Genomic DNA, 13754 nt, shown 5'->3' on the forward strand with positions numbered 1-13754 from the left:
TAACACCCTGGGGGTGTTAACCCCCTCCCCCCCCCCCCCGGCCTCGCGTGGGGGCGCGCTCCGCGAATGTCTCGCGGGGGGGCGCCCCCCCCCCCCCCCCCACAACTCTTCTGGATCCAGCAGTTTCACGGCGGCCCGGCGTGCAACAGCGCGGGAGCGGGTGGCTATGGGGCCAGGCGTACGCCGTTGCGGCCGTTCCGCTTCACGGCGTACAAGGCCTGGTCGGCGCGGTACATCGCGGCTTCCGGCGGCTCCAGCTCGCCCTGGATCGCCACCCCGACGCTGATCGTGCGCCCGGTGGCCCGGGCCGCTGCGACGAGGCGCTCGGCGACCAGCAGCGCCTCGGCGGCACTCGGCACGTCGACCACGGCCACGAACTCGTCACCGCCGACTCGGAACAGCTCGTCGCCGAGCCGCAGCGCCTGCTGCAGCGCGCTGGACATCTGCACCAGCACCCGGTCGCCCGCGGCGTGGCCGAGCGTGTCGTTGACCGACTTGAACTGGTCGATGTCGATGGCGAGCAGTGCGGTCCGGCCCGGCGTCGCGTTGGCGAGCCGGTCGCCGAAGGGCCCGCCGTGCCCCAGGCCGGTCAGCGGGTCGGAGTTGGCCTGCAGGTGCAGCCGCCGCAGCGTGGTCAGCTTCTCCAGGCAGGTGCTGGCCTGCGCGGCCAGCAGCTCCAGCAGGTTCACCAGCGCGCTGTCGGGCACGATCGCGGTCTCGTCCAGCACCACCAGCGCGCCGACCGAGGAGGACACCACGGGTGTGCCCGCCCCGAGCGGTACGGCGATCATGGTGCGCACCCCGGCGGCGGTCAGCGCCTCGAACCCGCGGGCGTCGAGCACCGCGGGATCGCCGAGGGTGTACGAAGCGCCGTACCGGCAGGCCTCGTCGAGCAGCGCGGCGAGCCGGTCGGGGTCGATCTGCGCCAGCCGGGCGACCAGCGGCCGGTCCCGGGGCTCCGGGGAGCTGGCCGCGATGACCACCCGCAGCTCCTGCTCCTCGGGCAGCAGGTCCGGGGCGGGCCGCAGCAGCACGGCGGCGGCCAGGCCGGTCACCTCCCGCGCCGCGCGGCAGGCACGGACCAGCACGTCGGCGTCGGTCTCGGCGTTGGTGAGCGCGAGCGCATGGCGCAGCAGCTGCTCACTGCGGGTCTCCGCAGGCGGTCCGCCGAGCTCGGACAGCCGCGCGCCGAGCAGCCGGCCGGCCTCGGTCAGGGTCTCCGCCCAACCGTCCAGCGGCTGCGCCTCGGCCCACTCGGCGTTGATCACGCCGACCGGGTGCCCGGTTCGGTCGATGATCGGCGCACAGATCTCGGACGTGATGGGCGGCCCGAGCCGGATGTAGTCCGGGTCGTTGGCGACGTCGAGGATGGTGACGGCCTTGCCGCTGGCGTACACCCGGCCGACCACGCCGTGCCCCAGCGGCACAGCGGAGAACACCTGCCAGGCTCCACTCGCCGAGACGCACCGCAGCTGATCCTTCACATGCAGCAGCGCCTCGATCAGCGCGGGGGTGTGCCGGCTGAGCACGGAGACCGTGGCATTGCAGGCTTCCACCGCGCTGCGGGAGGTCCGCAGTGCTACGGAAACATCATCAATGATGCGAGGAAGGGGCACGGGGCAGAATTTCGCTCTTCGTCAGGGGTCAGGGGCCTTACGGCGGCCAAGCTTACTCACCGTAGGCGGGTTAAGCGGCCATTATGAAAATCGTTCGCCCGACATGGCCATCGGATGAGTGGGCATGCCTGCCCTGCTTACGGCCCATCGGGGCAGGTGACTCTCATCGCCGCGGCGCACGACAGGGAACATCGATGCCCGTCTGGGGTGATCGCGAACTTCGGGTACGGTGTTTGGCAGTGGGTGATCGGTCACAGCGCGTCAATCCTCGCGTTCGACGATCTCGTTCACGTATCGGTGCCCGCAGCGTAGAAGGGCGAAACCAGCCCTGGAGTCCTCTCCCCGTCGGGGTTGTCGTATTCGCATTTCCCGCTCTGGCACCTGTCTAATACGCTGCGCGCGCGGCCCGCCGTGCGCGGATCGCTCCGACCGGACCGTCGCGGTTCGGTCGTCAGACAACGGGGAGGAACACATGGCTGCTGCGCGCCTTCGCGCAGTCTCACGCATCCTGGTCACCGCCACCGCGGCCGCCGCACTGCTCGGGGCAGCGGCCGCGCCGGGTCTCGCCGCGGCGAAACCGAAGATCGATTTTTCGGGTATCGCGTTCGCGACCGACCAGGTCGACACCACCACCGGCGGCACGACGGTCACCCTGAACTGGACCGTGACCGACACCTCGGCCACCGCCCGGAACCTCAGCGGCCGCATCTACGTGCAGCGGTACAGCGGTGCCACCGCGGTCGGTCCCGCCGAGGAGATCCGGTTCAGCCTCGACGGCGGCTGGCCGGTCGTCGGGCCGTACACGGGCGGGATCGCCAGCTCGTCGTACGCGCACGACTTCCTCGTGACCGAGTACGGCCCGGCCGCGCCGGTCACCTACCGGGTGACGAAGATCACCGCGACCGACGACCAGGGCACCACGCGGACCCTGTCCGGCGACCGGATCAGCCCGTCCGCCGTGCTGGCCGCGACCCAGAACCCCGACACCGCACCTCCGGTGGTCAACCAGATCTGGCTCGACTCGCCGACCAAGGAGCACGTCTACGACGCCGGCTCCGGCGCGACGCTGCGCTACGGCCTGTACGTCTTCGACGAGCCGGGCGCGGGCTTCTGGAAGGGCCGCATCGTGCTCGACGGTCCCGGCACCGCGGAGATCGTCGCCCCGATCACCATGTCGTGGAGCGACCAGGGCGGCTACCTCTGTGGCGACATGCAGACCTGGGACCCCTGGTTCACCGAGTGCCACGTGCCGGTGACCCTGCCCGCGGGCAGCCCCACCGGCGAGTGGAAGGTCAAGGCGGTCACCCTGACCGACCGGGCCGGCAACACCAAGCGCTACACCGGTCTCGCCGCGCCCGCCGTGCAGGTGACCCGCAACGAGGCGATCGTCGCCGGCGGGTTCGCGCTGACCCCCACGCAGGTGAACAACTGGCGGGAGCCGGCGAAGCCGACGCTGACCTTCACCGTCGGCGGTGTGCAGGGCGCGCTGACCGCCACCGTCGCGACGACGGGCTGCTCCACCTGGAACCAGGTGCTGACCGAAGGGCCGGCGGGCACGTACTCCATGCCGGTGGTGATGAACGAGCTGAACACCACCTGCACCGTGGACGGCATCCTGCTCACCGACGCGTCTGGCGCGGTGTCGGTGTACGGGGCCTACTACGGCGCGCCCGCGCTGGACCTGCGGGCCACCCGGGTGCCCGACACGTCCCGGCCGGTGGCGATCGCGGCGGCGCTGAGCCGCACCGAGGCCGCCCCGGGCGAGGTGTCCAACGGCATCAGCATCGCGGTCACCATCGACGACGTCACGCTCGCCCCGGTGACCGGGTTCTCGACCACCATCTACAACTCCCTCGGCCACTCCGTGGGCGGCGCGAACGGCGGCGTCCACGTGGGGGCCGACGGGAAGCTGTCGCTGTCGGTGTACTTCCGGGACCTGCCGGCGGGGACGTACACGGTGGGCTTCACGCTCTACACCACGGCCGGCAATAGCGCGGGCTGGGGCTATCCCAACGGTGGCGCTCCGGCGCCGTCCGGACCGCTGGTATTCACCAGCCTGCCGGCGGCCTGACCTGCCACCACACTGCTGAACCGCGGCCCTTCCCGTTTCGGGAGGGGCCGCGCAGCGTATCCCGCCAGTGGATGCAGCAGCCGCCACCGGCTCGTCGATGCTGTGTCAGCATGCTGCCGTGGCTGAGGAGCGGGCTGACTTGCGCAACATGGTCGACGACATCATGCGGGCCTGCGAGGCGGACGAGTACTGGTTGCCAGACCCCGAGATGCGGGCTTCGCTGCACGGTCTGGTCGCTGACGATCCGCGGTCCGTCACGGTGGGCCTGGCGTATCTGTGGGGCCGCTCGTTCATCGAGTATCCGAACGTATTCCCGTCGGCGGTGCCGGCCGTCCGGTACGTGCTGGCGCTGCTGGACCGCAGGATAGGCGGCGATACGGTGATCCGGAGCCCGGACGGCAGACTCCGGCCGTTGCGAGGCCATCTGCTGACCTGGTTGTCGTTCGTCGCGGAAGCAGTCGGTGACGTCCGCGTCCGTAAGTTCGTTGAGCTGGCTGGCTATTCGCCGCTGGAGCACCCGAACTCGGCGTGGCACGCTGTCCGGCGGCTCCGTTCCCAGATGTACGATGCCGCCGCCGCGTTTCTGGACGATCCGGACGCCGGTGTTCGACAGGAGGCGATAACTGTGGCGGTGGTGCTCGTACGAGTCTCGGAGCTTGCCGTCCACCGTGAGCGCATCGCCGCCGCGGCGCGAGCACTTCTGGACGCCGGCACGGACCAGCCTCAAGCCCTACCCGAAGTCGCGGGCCGGTCGGCGGTCGGTGCCGCTGCCGCCGTTCGCCAAGGAACTGCTGACCCTGCACCTGCGGGACTACCCGGTCGGGAGTGACGGCCTGGTCTTCGTGGCCAGGACGGGTGAAGCGCTCAAGCGGGGCACGTTCCGCGCCCGCATGTGGAAGCCGTCACTGCGGCGTGCCGGGCTGCCCGAGGCGCTCCGTTTTCATGACCTGCGCCACTCGTACACGACATGGCTTGTCTCCGATGGTGTACCGATCAACGACGTGGCGGCGGTTCTCGGACACGAACGGACGTCCACAACATTGGACCGGTACGTGCACCCATCGCGCGACCGAGACAGCAGGGTCCTGCGGTCCTTAGCTGCCTTCGGCTGGGTGATCTCGCCCCTGGATACACCGAAGGCCCGGGTCAGATCTCTCTGACCCGGGCCTTCTTTCGGTCGGGGTAGCCGGATTTGAACCGACGGCCTCTTCGTCCCGAACGAAGCGCGCTACCAAGCTGCGCTATACCCCGAAGCGGTGCTCCGAAATAGTAGCTGACCCGGTCCCCGGCTCCAAAACGGGTATCCCCCTCAGCGTGGGATGAGCGTCAGCAGGGTCGCCTCGGGGCGGCAGGCGAAGCGCACCGGGGCGGTCGGGTGCGTGCCCAGGCCCGCGGAGACGTGCAGCCAGGCGCGGTCCCACCGGTGCAGGCCGCGGGCCAGCTTGCGGTCCAGCCCGCAGTTGGTGACCAGCGCCCCGACCCCGGGCACGCGCACCTGCCCGCCGTGGGTGTGCCCGGCCAGCAGCAGCTCGAACCCGTCTTCGGTGAACGCGTCGAGCACCCGGGGCTCCGGGGCGTGGCTGAGCGCGATGCGCACCGCGGCGGTCGGATCGGCGGGCCCGGCCGGGTAGGCGTCCAGGTCGATGTGGGGGTCGTCGACGCCGGCCAGGTCGACGACACGGCCACCGGCCTTGAGCGTGGCGCGCTTGTTGTTGAGGTCGACCCAGCCCGCGTCGAGGAACGCCGTACGCAGGTCCTCGAAGGGCAGTTCGACGCCGTGTTCGTAGTCGCGGTCCTCGCGGAAGTAGCCGAAGGGGTTCTTCAGCACCGGGCCGCTGTAGTCGTTCGAGCCGAAGACGAACGCGCCGGGCAGCTCCAGCAGCGGCTCGTAGGCGGCGAGCACGCCGGGCACCGCGTCCGGGTGGGCCATGTTGTCGCCGGTCACCACGACCAGGTCGGGGTCGAGGCCGGCCAGCTCGCGCACCCAGCGCTGCTTGCGCCGCTGTTTCGGGGTCAGGTGCAGGTCGGACACGTGCAGCACGCGTAGCGGCTCGGCCTCGGGGGCGAGCAGCGGCACGTCGTACCGGCGCAGCGTGAACCAGTTGCGTTCGATGAGCGTGCCGTATGCCAGCGTGCCCGCGCCGACCACGACGGCGCCCAACGCGATTTTCCCGAGCGGACCCATGAGGCTAAGAGTAGTTTCATCGCCCGAGGGCAACACAGTGCCGTCGGAGTGCGGAGCACGGAGAGGTGGGTATGGGCACCCTGAAGGAGCGCCTGACCGAGGACATGCGCTCGGCCATGAAGGCGCGCGACGAGGTGGTGACGGGCACGCTGCGGATGGCGCTGGCGGCCGTCGGTGTGGCCGAGGTCGCCGGGAAGGCCAAGCGTGAGCTGAACGACGAGGAGGTGCTCGCGGTGCTCGCCAAGGAGGCGAAGAAGCGCCGGGAGGCCGAGGTCGCGTTCGCCGACGCGGGCCGCGCCGAGCAGGCCGCGAAGGAGCGGGCCGAGGAGGAGGTGCTCGCCCGGTACCTGCCGAAGCAGCTCACCGATGACGAGATCGCGCAGCTGGTGTCGCAGACGCTGGCCGCGGGTGGTTTCAGCGGCATGGGCTCGATGGGCCCGGCGATGAAGGCGGTGCAGGCCGCGGTGGCGGGCCGGGCCGAGGGCGGCAAGGTCTCCGCGGAGGTACGCCGCCAGCTGGCCGCCTGACGCCTGAGCCGGCCAAAGGGCGAGGCCCCGTTCGCGATGTGCGAGCGGGGCCTCGTCTGCCGTGTGCGTCAATTTCTTGGTGGCGGCGGCTGTCCGGGTCCGTTGCCAGGACCGGTGCCCGGCTTGGCGTCCTTGCCGTTGCTGACCTCGATCATGACGATGCCCTTTTTGATGGTCCGTCCGCTCGGCGTGGTGCCGGCGGCGGTGCCCTTCGGGCACTTGGAGTCGATCTGCTCCGTGTTGACCTCGACCTCGAAGCCCCTGGCACGCAGGATGCTCCTGGCCTCGGGGACCGGCTTGCACTCCACCGACGGGATGGAGACCTGGTCGCCGTATGCGATCTTGCGGCTGGGCTTGGTGAAGGCGACGGCGGGCTTGTTCTTCATGTAGTCGCGCAGGGTTCGCTGCACGGCCGGGTTGACCACGTCGTGGCGCATGCCCGTGTCGAACGCCCAGTCGGGGTTGGTGAGGAAGCCCGAGACGGCCAGCTGCTTGGTGGACAGGGTCAGCGTCGCCGAGCGGTCCTTGTCGGTGGTGCCGGTCTTGCCGGTGATCGGCTTGTTGACGATTCGGCGGGAGTCGCGGTTGGTCGCGTGGCCGTTGCACTCGCGGAAGGCCGAGTCGTCGCCACCCGGGCAGCGCCCGGCGTCGACGGCCGCGCGGGCGATGTCCGGCGCGATGACCTGCTTGCAGCGCTTGTCGGCGACGGAGAGCTTGTTGCCCTTGATGTCGGTGATCGACTCCACCGGCGTGGGCTCGCAGTACAGGCCGTCAGCGACGAGGGTCGCGTACGCGTTGGCGAGCTGCAGCGGGGTGGTGGCCGAGACGCCGAGGGTGAACGCGCCCCACTGGCTGGCGTTGTTCGAGAGGCCGAGGTCGTCCTCGGTGGTGTTGGGCTCGTCGTGGAACGTGATGCCCATCTTCTTGGCCACGTTCACCACGTTCTGGACCCCGGCCATGATCGCCAGCGGGACGAAGAACGTGTTGACCGAGCTGCCGAAGCCGGTCCACATGTTCTGCACGGCGCCGCCACCGCCGGTGACGCAGTACTTGCCGCCGCAGTTGGCGTCGGGGCCGCTGACCGGGAAGTTGGTGATGAACTGCTTCTTGGTGGCGATGTTGGTCGCCAGCGGGTAGCCCTTCTCCAGGGCGGCGACGATCGTGAAGATCTTGAACGCGGAGCCGGCCTGGTAGCCGGTGAACCCGTCACCGCCGGTCATCAGCGGGTTGGTGGTGTTCGGGTAGGTGCCGCGGATGTTCTTGGCCTTCTTCTTCGGGTCCGAAGAGATCTTGTTCTGCGGCTTGGACTTGCTGTCGAGCTTGAAGTTGCGGTTGACCGCCAGCGCGCGGACCTTGCCGCTGCCCGGCTCGACCGCGGCGAGCATCAGCGCCTTGTCGTTGTTCACCGAGATCAGGTCGCCGATGTTCTTGTTGGCGGCGTTCTGGGCGAGCGGGTCCAGGGAGGTCACGACACGGAAGCCGCCGGACTTGAGCTGGCGCTCGCGGTCATACGGGGTCGCCCCGAAGACCTCCTGGTCGTTCCACCAGCGCTGGAAGTAGTCGCAGAAGAAGCCCCAGGCGTTCTTGGTGGCCTGCACGCAGCCGTTCGGGGTGATCTTGCCGACGACCTTCAGTTCCTCGGCCTTGGCCAGCGTGGCCTGCTGCTCGGTGAGCGCCCCGGTGCCCACCATCTCGGACAGCACGTAGTCGCGGCGGTCCACGGCGAGCTTCTCGCCGGCGCGGGTCTCCACGTTGAAGTCGCCGGGGAACTTCACCAGCGCGGCCAGGAAGGCGGCCTCGGCGGCGGTCAGGGTCTTCGGTTCTTTGCCGAAGTAGACCTGCGACGCGGCGTAGATGCCGTATGCCCGGTTACCGAAGTATGCGGTGTTGAGGTAGCCCTCGAGGATCTGCTCCTTGCTCATCCGCTGCTCGATGGCCATCGCGTAGCGCATCTCGCGGACCTTGCGCTTGGTGGTGTCCTCGGTGGCGTCGACGACCTCCTGCGCGGTGTCGGCCGAGTACGAGATGGAGAGCCGGACGAACTGCATGGTCAGCGTCGAGGCGCCCTGCTGCACGTCGCCGGCCTGCTTGTTGGCCACGAAGGCGCGGGCGATGCCCATCACGTCGACGCCGTTGTGCTCGTAGAACTTCTGGTCCTCGGCGGCGAGGATGGCCTGCTGGACGATCTTGGGGATCTCCGCGATCGGCAGGTCGCGCCGGTTCTCGTCGTACATGGTGGCGATCAGCGTCTTGCCGTCGTTGGCGTAGACGTAACTGATCTGGGGGGAGCGCTTGACGACCAGCTCGTCGGGGAGCTGACCGAAGGCTTCACCGCCCGCCTTGGCGGCCAGACCGGACAGTGCCACCGCGGGGAATGCGGCAGCGGCCACCACCACGCCGGCTAGCAAGCCGCAAATCAACAGAGATGCGGCGTTGGCCAGTATGTTGTGGTCGCGCTTTCGCATCAGGGTCACCGCCTCAGGTTACGTGAGCAGGTTTCGGTGTCGCGTGCCGCACCATACCGGGTCAGGCTGCATGGACAGGCGCCTGACAGATCGGCCCCCGCCTCGCCCGCAACCGTCCCGGGCATGTCTTCGTTGTCCAAGACGCACGACCCCTGGCGTGTGGTTGCGTCGCCTCGGTCACGAGATGTCCCCCCGGACGTCGTGGCCGCCCCGTTACTCGCATCTCGACGCTCCGCCGCGGGCCGCCGGACCCCCGTCCCGGCCCGCAGGCGGGCGTCACCCTGCGGCGCGCGTACGCACTGCTCAGGCACTGTTCAGCGCGGTTAAAGACCTTTTTCCGCCATTTTGGCTGACAACGTTGCGTAATCGTCTGACTACGGAGCATGATGGGCGGGCGAGTAACGCACACCGTTCGCGTCGGTTCGGGGGAACCATCGGGGGGATGTGCCCTGCTCAACGACCCTGGAGGTCGGTGGAGTCGGGCAAGTCGCGAGCGGTGAGGGGAACGTCAGGGGGGACGTGGACACATGGGCATGGTCAACGATTGGCCCAGTCTCGCGGCGTGCCGGAACGGAGATCCGGACGCGCTGTTCGTTCAGGGCGCGGAGCAGAACATCGCCAAAAGAGTCTGTCGCGGCTGCCCGGTGCGGTACGAGTGCCTGGCGGACGCACTCGACAACCGCATCGAGTTCGGCGTCTGGGGCGGCATGACCGAGCGGGAGCGCCGCGCACTGCTGCGCCGGCACCCGCACGTGGCGAGCTGGAAGCGCGCCTTCGAGGTCGCCATGCAGGAGCAGGACCGCCGGGAGCTGGTCCGGGCCTGACTGATAGCACCCATCTCATCATCGAAGGGCCGTTTTCGCCGGATCGGCGGGAACGGCCCTTCGGTTACCCGGTGTGACTCATTCGGCCCGTTCGGCCAGTGCCGCGCCGATCGCCCGAAGACCGGCGAGGTCGTGCACGTCGGTCGGCTGCGCCGGCACGTACGCCACCGGCACCTGCGGGAACTCGTCGGTGAACCCGGTCGAGACCTCGGTCTCCCGGGCCACCTGGCGCATCAGCAGCGCGTGCACCTGCAGCGCCTGGGCGGTCAGCGCGTGTTCCGCGTGCTCGGCGGACAGCTTCTCGGCCGCCTCCGCGCTGTCGGCCGCCGACAGCTCCGGCAGCTCGGACCGGTGCACCCGGTTGAGCACCAGCCCGGCCAGCGGCATCCGTTCCGCGCCGAGCCGCTCGGCGAAGTAGGCGGCCTCGCGGACCGCGTCCGGTTCCGGCGCGGCGACCACCAGGAACGCGGTCTGCGGATCCTGCAGCACGCGGTAGGTCCGGTCGGCCCGCTCCCGGAAGCCGCCGAACGTCGAGTCCAGGGCCGACACGAAGCCGGACAGGTCCGTCAGCAGCTGCGCGCCGAGGATCTTCTGCACCGCCTTGGAGAACACCCCGAACGAGGCGGTGACCAGGTTGAACATGCTCTTGCCGCCGGCCCGCGCGGGCACCATCAGCAGGCGCAGCATCTTGCCGTCCAGGAAACGGCCCAGCCGGGCGGGCGCGTCCAGGAAGTCCAGTGCCGACCGCGACGGCGGGGTGTCCACCACGATGAGGTCCCACCGGTCGGTGGCGCGCAGCTGGCTCAGCTTCTCCATCGCCATGTACTCCTGCGTGCCGGAGAACGTGGAGCTCATGGCCTGGTAGAAGGGGTTCGCGAAGATCTCCTTCGCCCGCTCCGGCGCAGTGTGGGTGAGCACGACCTCGTCGAAGGTGCGCTTCATGTCCAGCATCATCGCGTGCAGGTCGCCGACGCCGGACAGCCCTTCCACCGGGCGCGGGGTGTTGTCGAGCTCGGTCAGGCCGAGGGACTGGGCCAGCCGCCGGGCCGGGTCGATGGTCAGCACGACGGTCTTACGGCCGTGCTCCTCGGCGGCTCGCAGCGCCAGCGCCGCGGCGGTGGTCGTCTTGCCGACCCCGCCCGAACCGCAGCAGACCACGATGCGTACGCCGGGGTCGGCCAGCAGGGCGTCCACGTCGAGCATGTGCTCAGCCTAAGGGGCGGGGCGCAGCAGCCCGGCGAGGTGGCGTACACCGGCCAGGTCCACCCCGTCCGGCAGCAGCGGCAACTCGACCACCGGCCGGCCCAGGGTCGCCAGCTCGCCGCGCAGCTCCTCCTCCAGCGCGCGCCGGGCCTGGTGGTCGCGCGATTCGTCGAGCAGGGCGGTCACCGTACGCCGATCGGTGGGCAGCCCGGCCGCGGCCAGCCCGCGCTTGAGCTCGGCCTGGGTGACCCTGCCGTCGTCGAGCAGCGGCGGGCGGGCGCAATTCACAATGATCTTTCCCACACTGATGTTGAGCGCGGACAGCTCGCGCAGCGCGTCGGCGGTCTCCTGCACGGGCATCTCCTCCAGCAGGGTGACCAGATGCACCGAGGTCATCGGCGAGCGCAGCAGCGCGGCCACGCCCTCGCTCTGCGACTTGATCGGGCCGAGCTTGGCCAGCCGCGCCGCCTCGGCGGTGACGTTGAGGAAGCGCCCGATCCGACCGGTGGGCGGGGCGTCGAGCACCACCGAGCGGTACACCCGGCGGCCGCTGTCGTCGGTGCGGGTTGTCGCCTCCTTCACCTTGCCGGTGAGCAGGATGTCGCGCAGGCCCGGAGCGACCGTGGTGGCGAAGTCGATCGCACCCAGCTTGCGCAGCGCCCGCCCGGCCGCGCCCATCCGGTAGAAGAGCTCCAGATACTCCAGCAGCGCCTCCTCGGGGTCGACGGCGAGCAGCCGCACGTCCACCCCGGCGTCGCCGAGGCGGCGCTCGGCGTACGGCAGCGGCTCCAGCTCGAACAGCTGGGCCAGGCCCTGCCGGCCCTCGACCTCCACCAGCAGCGTGCGCTGCCCGCCCGCGGCCAGCGCGAACGCCAGTGCGGCGGCGACGGTGGTCTTGCCCACGCCGCCCTTGCCGGTGACCACATGCAGACGGGCCGGCCAGGCGGTGTCGTGTGCACCGCGGCCGGCCGGCCCGTCATTACCGTCGTTCAGCACCCCTCGATGGTGCCAGGTGCTACTTCACCTCGCAGACGAACCAGCCCTCGTGCTTGACGAGAGTCAATGTGAGCTTCTGCTCGGACATCTTCTCGTCGCTGGTGACCAGCTTGACGGTGACCTCGGCGGTCGCCTGGGTAGCCGTCTCGCCGGAGATCTTCGGGGTCTCCCAGGTGAAGCTCGGGCCCTTGAGCTGGGACGTCTGGGACTTGATCTCGGCGATCTTGGCGTCGATGTCCTTGCGGTCGCGGGCGTCACCGCAGACCAGCTTCTCGGCCGCGGCGGCGTCGCCGTTGTTCTTGTAGATGGCGGTGAGGAAGCTCTGCGTCGCGTCCTTGGCGCTTGACGCGCCGACGCCCTCGGTGTTGCGGGTCAGCAGCACATACGCGCCGATGCCGCCGCCGCACAGCAGCAGGAGCACACCGAGCACGATGCCGATGACCAGCGGCGCCTTGCTCTTCTTGACCGGCGCGGCCGGCACGCCGGGAGCGCCGGGGTAGGTCATGCCCGGGTACGCCGGCTGGCCGGAGACCGGGTAGGCGGGCTGTCCCGAGGTCGGGTAGGCGGGCTGACCCGAGGTCGGGTAGGCGGCCTGGCCGGTGGCCGGGTAACCGGGCTGCGCCGGGTACGCGGGCTGGCCGGACACCGGGTAGCCCGCCTGCGGCGCGGTCGGGTACGCGGCGGTCGGCGGCGTGGGGTACGCGGGGGTGCCCGAGACCGGGGCGGGGGCGCCGGACACCGGCGGAGCCGGCGGGTTCTCGGCGATCGGCAGCGTGGCCGGCGGCGTGGTGGCCGGCTCCGGCTCGGTCGGCGGCAGCGGCACAGCGGGCTGCGGCGTCGTCGGCGGCGTGACCGTCGCCGAGGCGAACGGGTCCGCCGGCGGCGGGTACGCGGGCTGCGTCGGCTGCGGCGTCGTAGGCTGCTGGTCGTCGTGCGGCTGGGTCATGCGATCTCCCCTGGTCTTCTTTTACGAGGCCGCGACACTCAGCTGCCCCCGCGGCGGCTCAGCTTAACCGCACCTCGCACCCTGTCGCAGCAGGGATCGACCAGCGAGATCTTCCCGGCACGTTAGGTTATGCCCATGACGAAGTGGGAGTACGTCACCGTGCCTCTGCTGGTCCACGCGACCAAGCAGATCCTCGACAACTGGGGCGCCGACGGCTGGGAGCTGGTCCAGGTCGTGCCCGGCCCCAACCCCGAGCAGCTGGTGGCCTACCTGAAGCGGCCGAAGTCCGCCTGAGCACAACCCCGCGGACACCGCGGTGAAGGAGACAAAGATGTCTGACCCGTACGAAAAGCTCGCTGAGCTGGGCCTGAAGCTGCCCGAGGTGGTCCCGCCGGTGGCGGCGTACGTGCCGGCACTCCGGTCCGGCGACCACGTGTACGTCTCCGGCCAGCTGCCCATGGCCGACGGCAAGCTGCTGGCCACCGGCAAGGTCGGTGCCGAGATCAGCGCCGAGCAGGCGAAAGAGCTGGCCGCCCGATGCGCTCTCAACGGCCTGGCCGCACTTGAATGGCTGGTCGGCCTGGACAAGGTCGTCCGAATCGTCAAGGTGGTGGGCTTCGTGGCCTCCGCCCCCGGCTTCACCGGCCAGCCCGGCGTCATCAACGGTGCTTCCGAGCTGTTCGGCGCGGTCTTCGGCGAGGCCGGCAAGCACGCACGCAGCGCCGTCGGCGTCGGCGAACTGCCGCTGGGCTCCCCGGTCGAGGTGGAGCTGATCGCCGAGGTCCGCGACTGACCTCGCCCTCGGCGCGGCTGCTGCGGCCGCCCCGCTCCGCATAGACGTTGGCCTATCACATCGACTCCGTGTGCGAAAAAGTCGATGCGATAGGCCAACGTCGATTAAAGGCCCCGGTGGGGAAAGTC

13 protein-coding genes and 1 tRNA gene are annotated in these 13754 nt (G+C 70.1%); 7 read left to right on the plus strand and 7 right to left on the minus strand.

Features of this window, described 5'->3' with window-relative positions:
* Positions 1-164: 164 nt before the first annotated feature.
* The gene (locus AB0B66_RS06625; protein ID WP_360523863.1) at positions 165-1556 is read right to left on the minus strand and encodes a diguanylate cyclase; all 1392 of its coding nucleotides are present in this window, start codon (positions 1554-1556) and stop codon (positions 165-167) included.
* Between the two features lie 532 nt (positions 1557-2088).
* Between AB0B66_RS06625 and AB0B66_RS06630 the strand changes: the two genes are divergently transcribed.
* The 3 genes from AB0B66_RS06630 to AB0B66_RS06640 all read left to right on the plus strand — a co-directional run bounded on the left by AB0B66_RS06630 (position 2089) and on the right by AB0B66_RS06640 (position 4847).
* On the plus strand, positions 2089-3687 hold the full coding sequence (locus tag AB0B66_RS06630) for a hypothetical protein (protein ID WP_360523866.1): 1599 nt from the start codon (positions 2089-2091) through the stop codon (positions 3685-3687).
* A gap of 118 nt (positions 3688-3805) precedes the next feature.
* Positions 3806-4516, plus strand: a complete 711-nt coding sequence (locus AB0B66_RS06635) for a hypothetical protein (protein ID WP_360523869.1) — start codon at positions 3806-3808, stop codon at positions 4514-4516.
* Positions 4449-4847, plus strand: a complete 399-nt coding sequence (locus AB0B66_RS06640) for a tyrosine-type recombinase/integrase (RefSeq protein ID WP_360523873.1) — start codon at positions 4449-4451, stop codon at positions 4845-4847. Before AB0B66_RS06635 ends, AB0B66_RS06640 begins: the two co-directional genes overlap by 68 nt.
* Before the next feature lie 17 nt (positions 4848-4864).
* Here the strand turns inward: AB0B66_RS06640 and AB0B66_RS06645 are convergent.
* Positions 4865-4938 (minus strand) — tRNA-Pro (locus AB0B66_RS06645).
* A 58-nt stretch (positions 4939-4996) separates the two neighbouring features.
* The gene (locus AB0B66_RS06650) at positions 4997-5872 is read right to left on the minus strand and encodes a metallophosphoesterase (RefSeq protein ID WP_360523876.1); all 876 of its coding nucleotides are present in this window, start codon (positions 5870-5872) and stop codon (positions 4997-4999) included.
* Positions 5873-5943: 71 nt separating this feature from the next.
* On the opposite strand from AB0B66_RS06650, the gene AB0B66_RS06655 reads away from it, so the two are divergent.
* Complete coding sequence (locus AB0B66_RS06655) at positions 5944-6399, plus strand: GatB/YqeY domain-containing protein (RefSeq protein WP_360523879.1); 456 nt, start codon at positions 5944-5946, stop codon at positions 6397-6399.
* A 68-nt stretch (positions 6400-6467) separates the two neighbouring features.
* Here AB0B66_RS06655 and AB0B66_RS06660 read toward each other — a convergent pair whose 3' ends face one another.
* Positions 6468-8789 carry a transglycosylase domain-containing protein gene (locus AB0B66_RS06660; protein WP_360523882.1) on the minus strand — a complete coding sequence of 774 codons (2322 nt, stop codon included), beginning with the start codon at positions 8787-8789 and terminating at the stop codon, positions 6468-6470.
* Between the two features lie 602 nt (positions 8790-9391).
* Here AB0B66_RS06660 and AB0B66_RS06665 point away from each other — a divergent pair.
* The gene (locus AB0B66_RS06665; protein WP_203699140.1) at positions 9392-9688 is read left to right on the plus strand and encodes a WhiB family transcriptional regulator; all 297 of its coding nucleotides are present in this window, start codon (positions 9392-9394) and stop codon (positions 9686-9688) included.
* 78 nt (positions 9689-9766) lie between these two features.
* On the opposite strand, the gene AB0B66_RS06670 is transcribed toward AB0B66_RS06665, so the two are convergent.
* Genes AB0B66_RS06670 through AB0B66_RS06680 form a run of 3 tightly spaced genes read right to left on the minus strand, consistent with a single transcriptional unit; the run spans position 9767 to position 12833 of the window.
* The gene (locus tag AB0B66_RS06670; RefSeq protein ID WP_360523885.1) at positions 9767-10891 is read right to left on the minus strand and encodes an ArsA-related P-loop ATPase; all 1125 of its coding nucleotides are present in this window, start codon (positions 10889-10891) and stop codon (positions 9767-9769) included.
* 9 nt (positions 10892-10900) lie between these two features.
* Positions 10901-11884, minus strand: a complete 984-nt coding sequence (locus AB0B66_RS06675; protein ID WP_360524164.1) for an ArsA-related P-loop ATPase — start codon at positions 11882-11884, stop codon at positions 10901-10903.
* Positions 11885-11906: 22 nt separating this feature from the next.
* A complete protein-coding gene (locus AB0B66_RS06680) occupies positions 11907-12833 on the minus strand; it encodes a hypothetical protein (protein ID WP_360523888.1) in 927 nt (308 codons plus the stop codon).
* Between the two features lie 135 nt (positions 12834-12968).
* On the opposite strand from AB0B66_RS06680, the gene AB0B66_RS06685 reads away from it, so the two are divergent.
* Together AB0B66_RS06685 and AB0B66_RS06690 are read left to right on the plus strand one after the other, a co-directional pair.
* Positions 12969-13127: a DUF4177 domain-containing protein gene (locus tag AB0B66_RS06685; RefSeq protein WP_120317449.1), complete on the plus strand. Its 159-nt coding sequence runs from the start codon at positions 12969-12971 to the stop codon at positions 13125-13127.
* Between the two features lie 37 nt (positions 13128-13164).
* Positions 13165-13626, plus strand: coding sequence for a RidA family protein (locus tag AB0B66_RS06690; RefSeq protein ID WP_360523891.1), 462 nt, complete (start codon positions 13165-13167; stop codon positions 13624-13626).
* Positions 13627-13754: the final 128 nt, after the last annotated feature.

The organism is Catellatospora sp. NPDC049111 (assembly GCF_040648615.1).
In the GTDB taxonomy this organism is placed as follows: Bacteria; Actinomycetota; Actinomycetes; order Mycobacteriales; family Micromonosporaceae; genus Catellatospora; species Catellatospora aurea.

Excerpts from the sequence above, each read along its gene's own strand:
- AB0B66_RS06630 (WP_360523866.1), top strand. The coding sequence starts at position 2,089 with ATGGCTGCTGCGCGCCTTCGCGCAGTCTCACGCATCCTGGTCACCGCC.
- AB0B66_RS06650 (WP_360523876.1), bottom strand. The coding sequence starts at position 5,872 with ATGGGTCCGCTCGGGAAAATCGCGTTGGGCGCCGTCGTGGTCGGCGCG.
- AB0B66_RS06655 (WP_360523879.1), top strand. The coding sequence starts at position 5,944 with ATGGGCACCCTGAAGGAGCGCCTGACCGAGGACATGCGCTCGGCCATG.
- AB0B66_RS06665 (WP_203699140.1), top strand. The coding sequence starts at position 9,392 with ATGGGCATGGTCAACGATTGGCCCAGTCTCGCGGCGTGCCGGAACGGA.
- AB0B66_RS06670 (WP_360523885.1), bottom strand. The coding sequence starts at position 10,891 with ATGCTCGACGTGGACGCCCTGCTGGCCGACCCCGGCGTACGCATCGTG.
- AB0B66_RS06680 (WP_360523888.1), bottom strand. The coding sequence starts at position 12,833 with ATGACCCAGCCGCACGACGACCAGCAGCCTACGACGCCGCAGCCGACG.
- AB0B66_RS06685 (WP_120317449.1), top strand. The coding sequence starts at position 12,969 with ATGACGAAGTGGGAGTACGTCACCGTGCCTCTGCTGGTCCACGCGACC.
- AB0B66_RS06690 (WP_360523891.1), top strand. The coding sequence starts at position 13,165 with ATGTCTGACCCGTACGAAAAGCTCGCTGAGCTGGGCCTGAAGCTGCCC.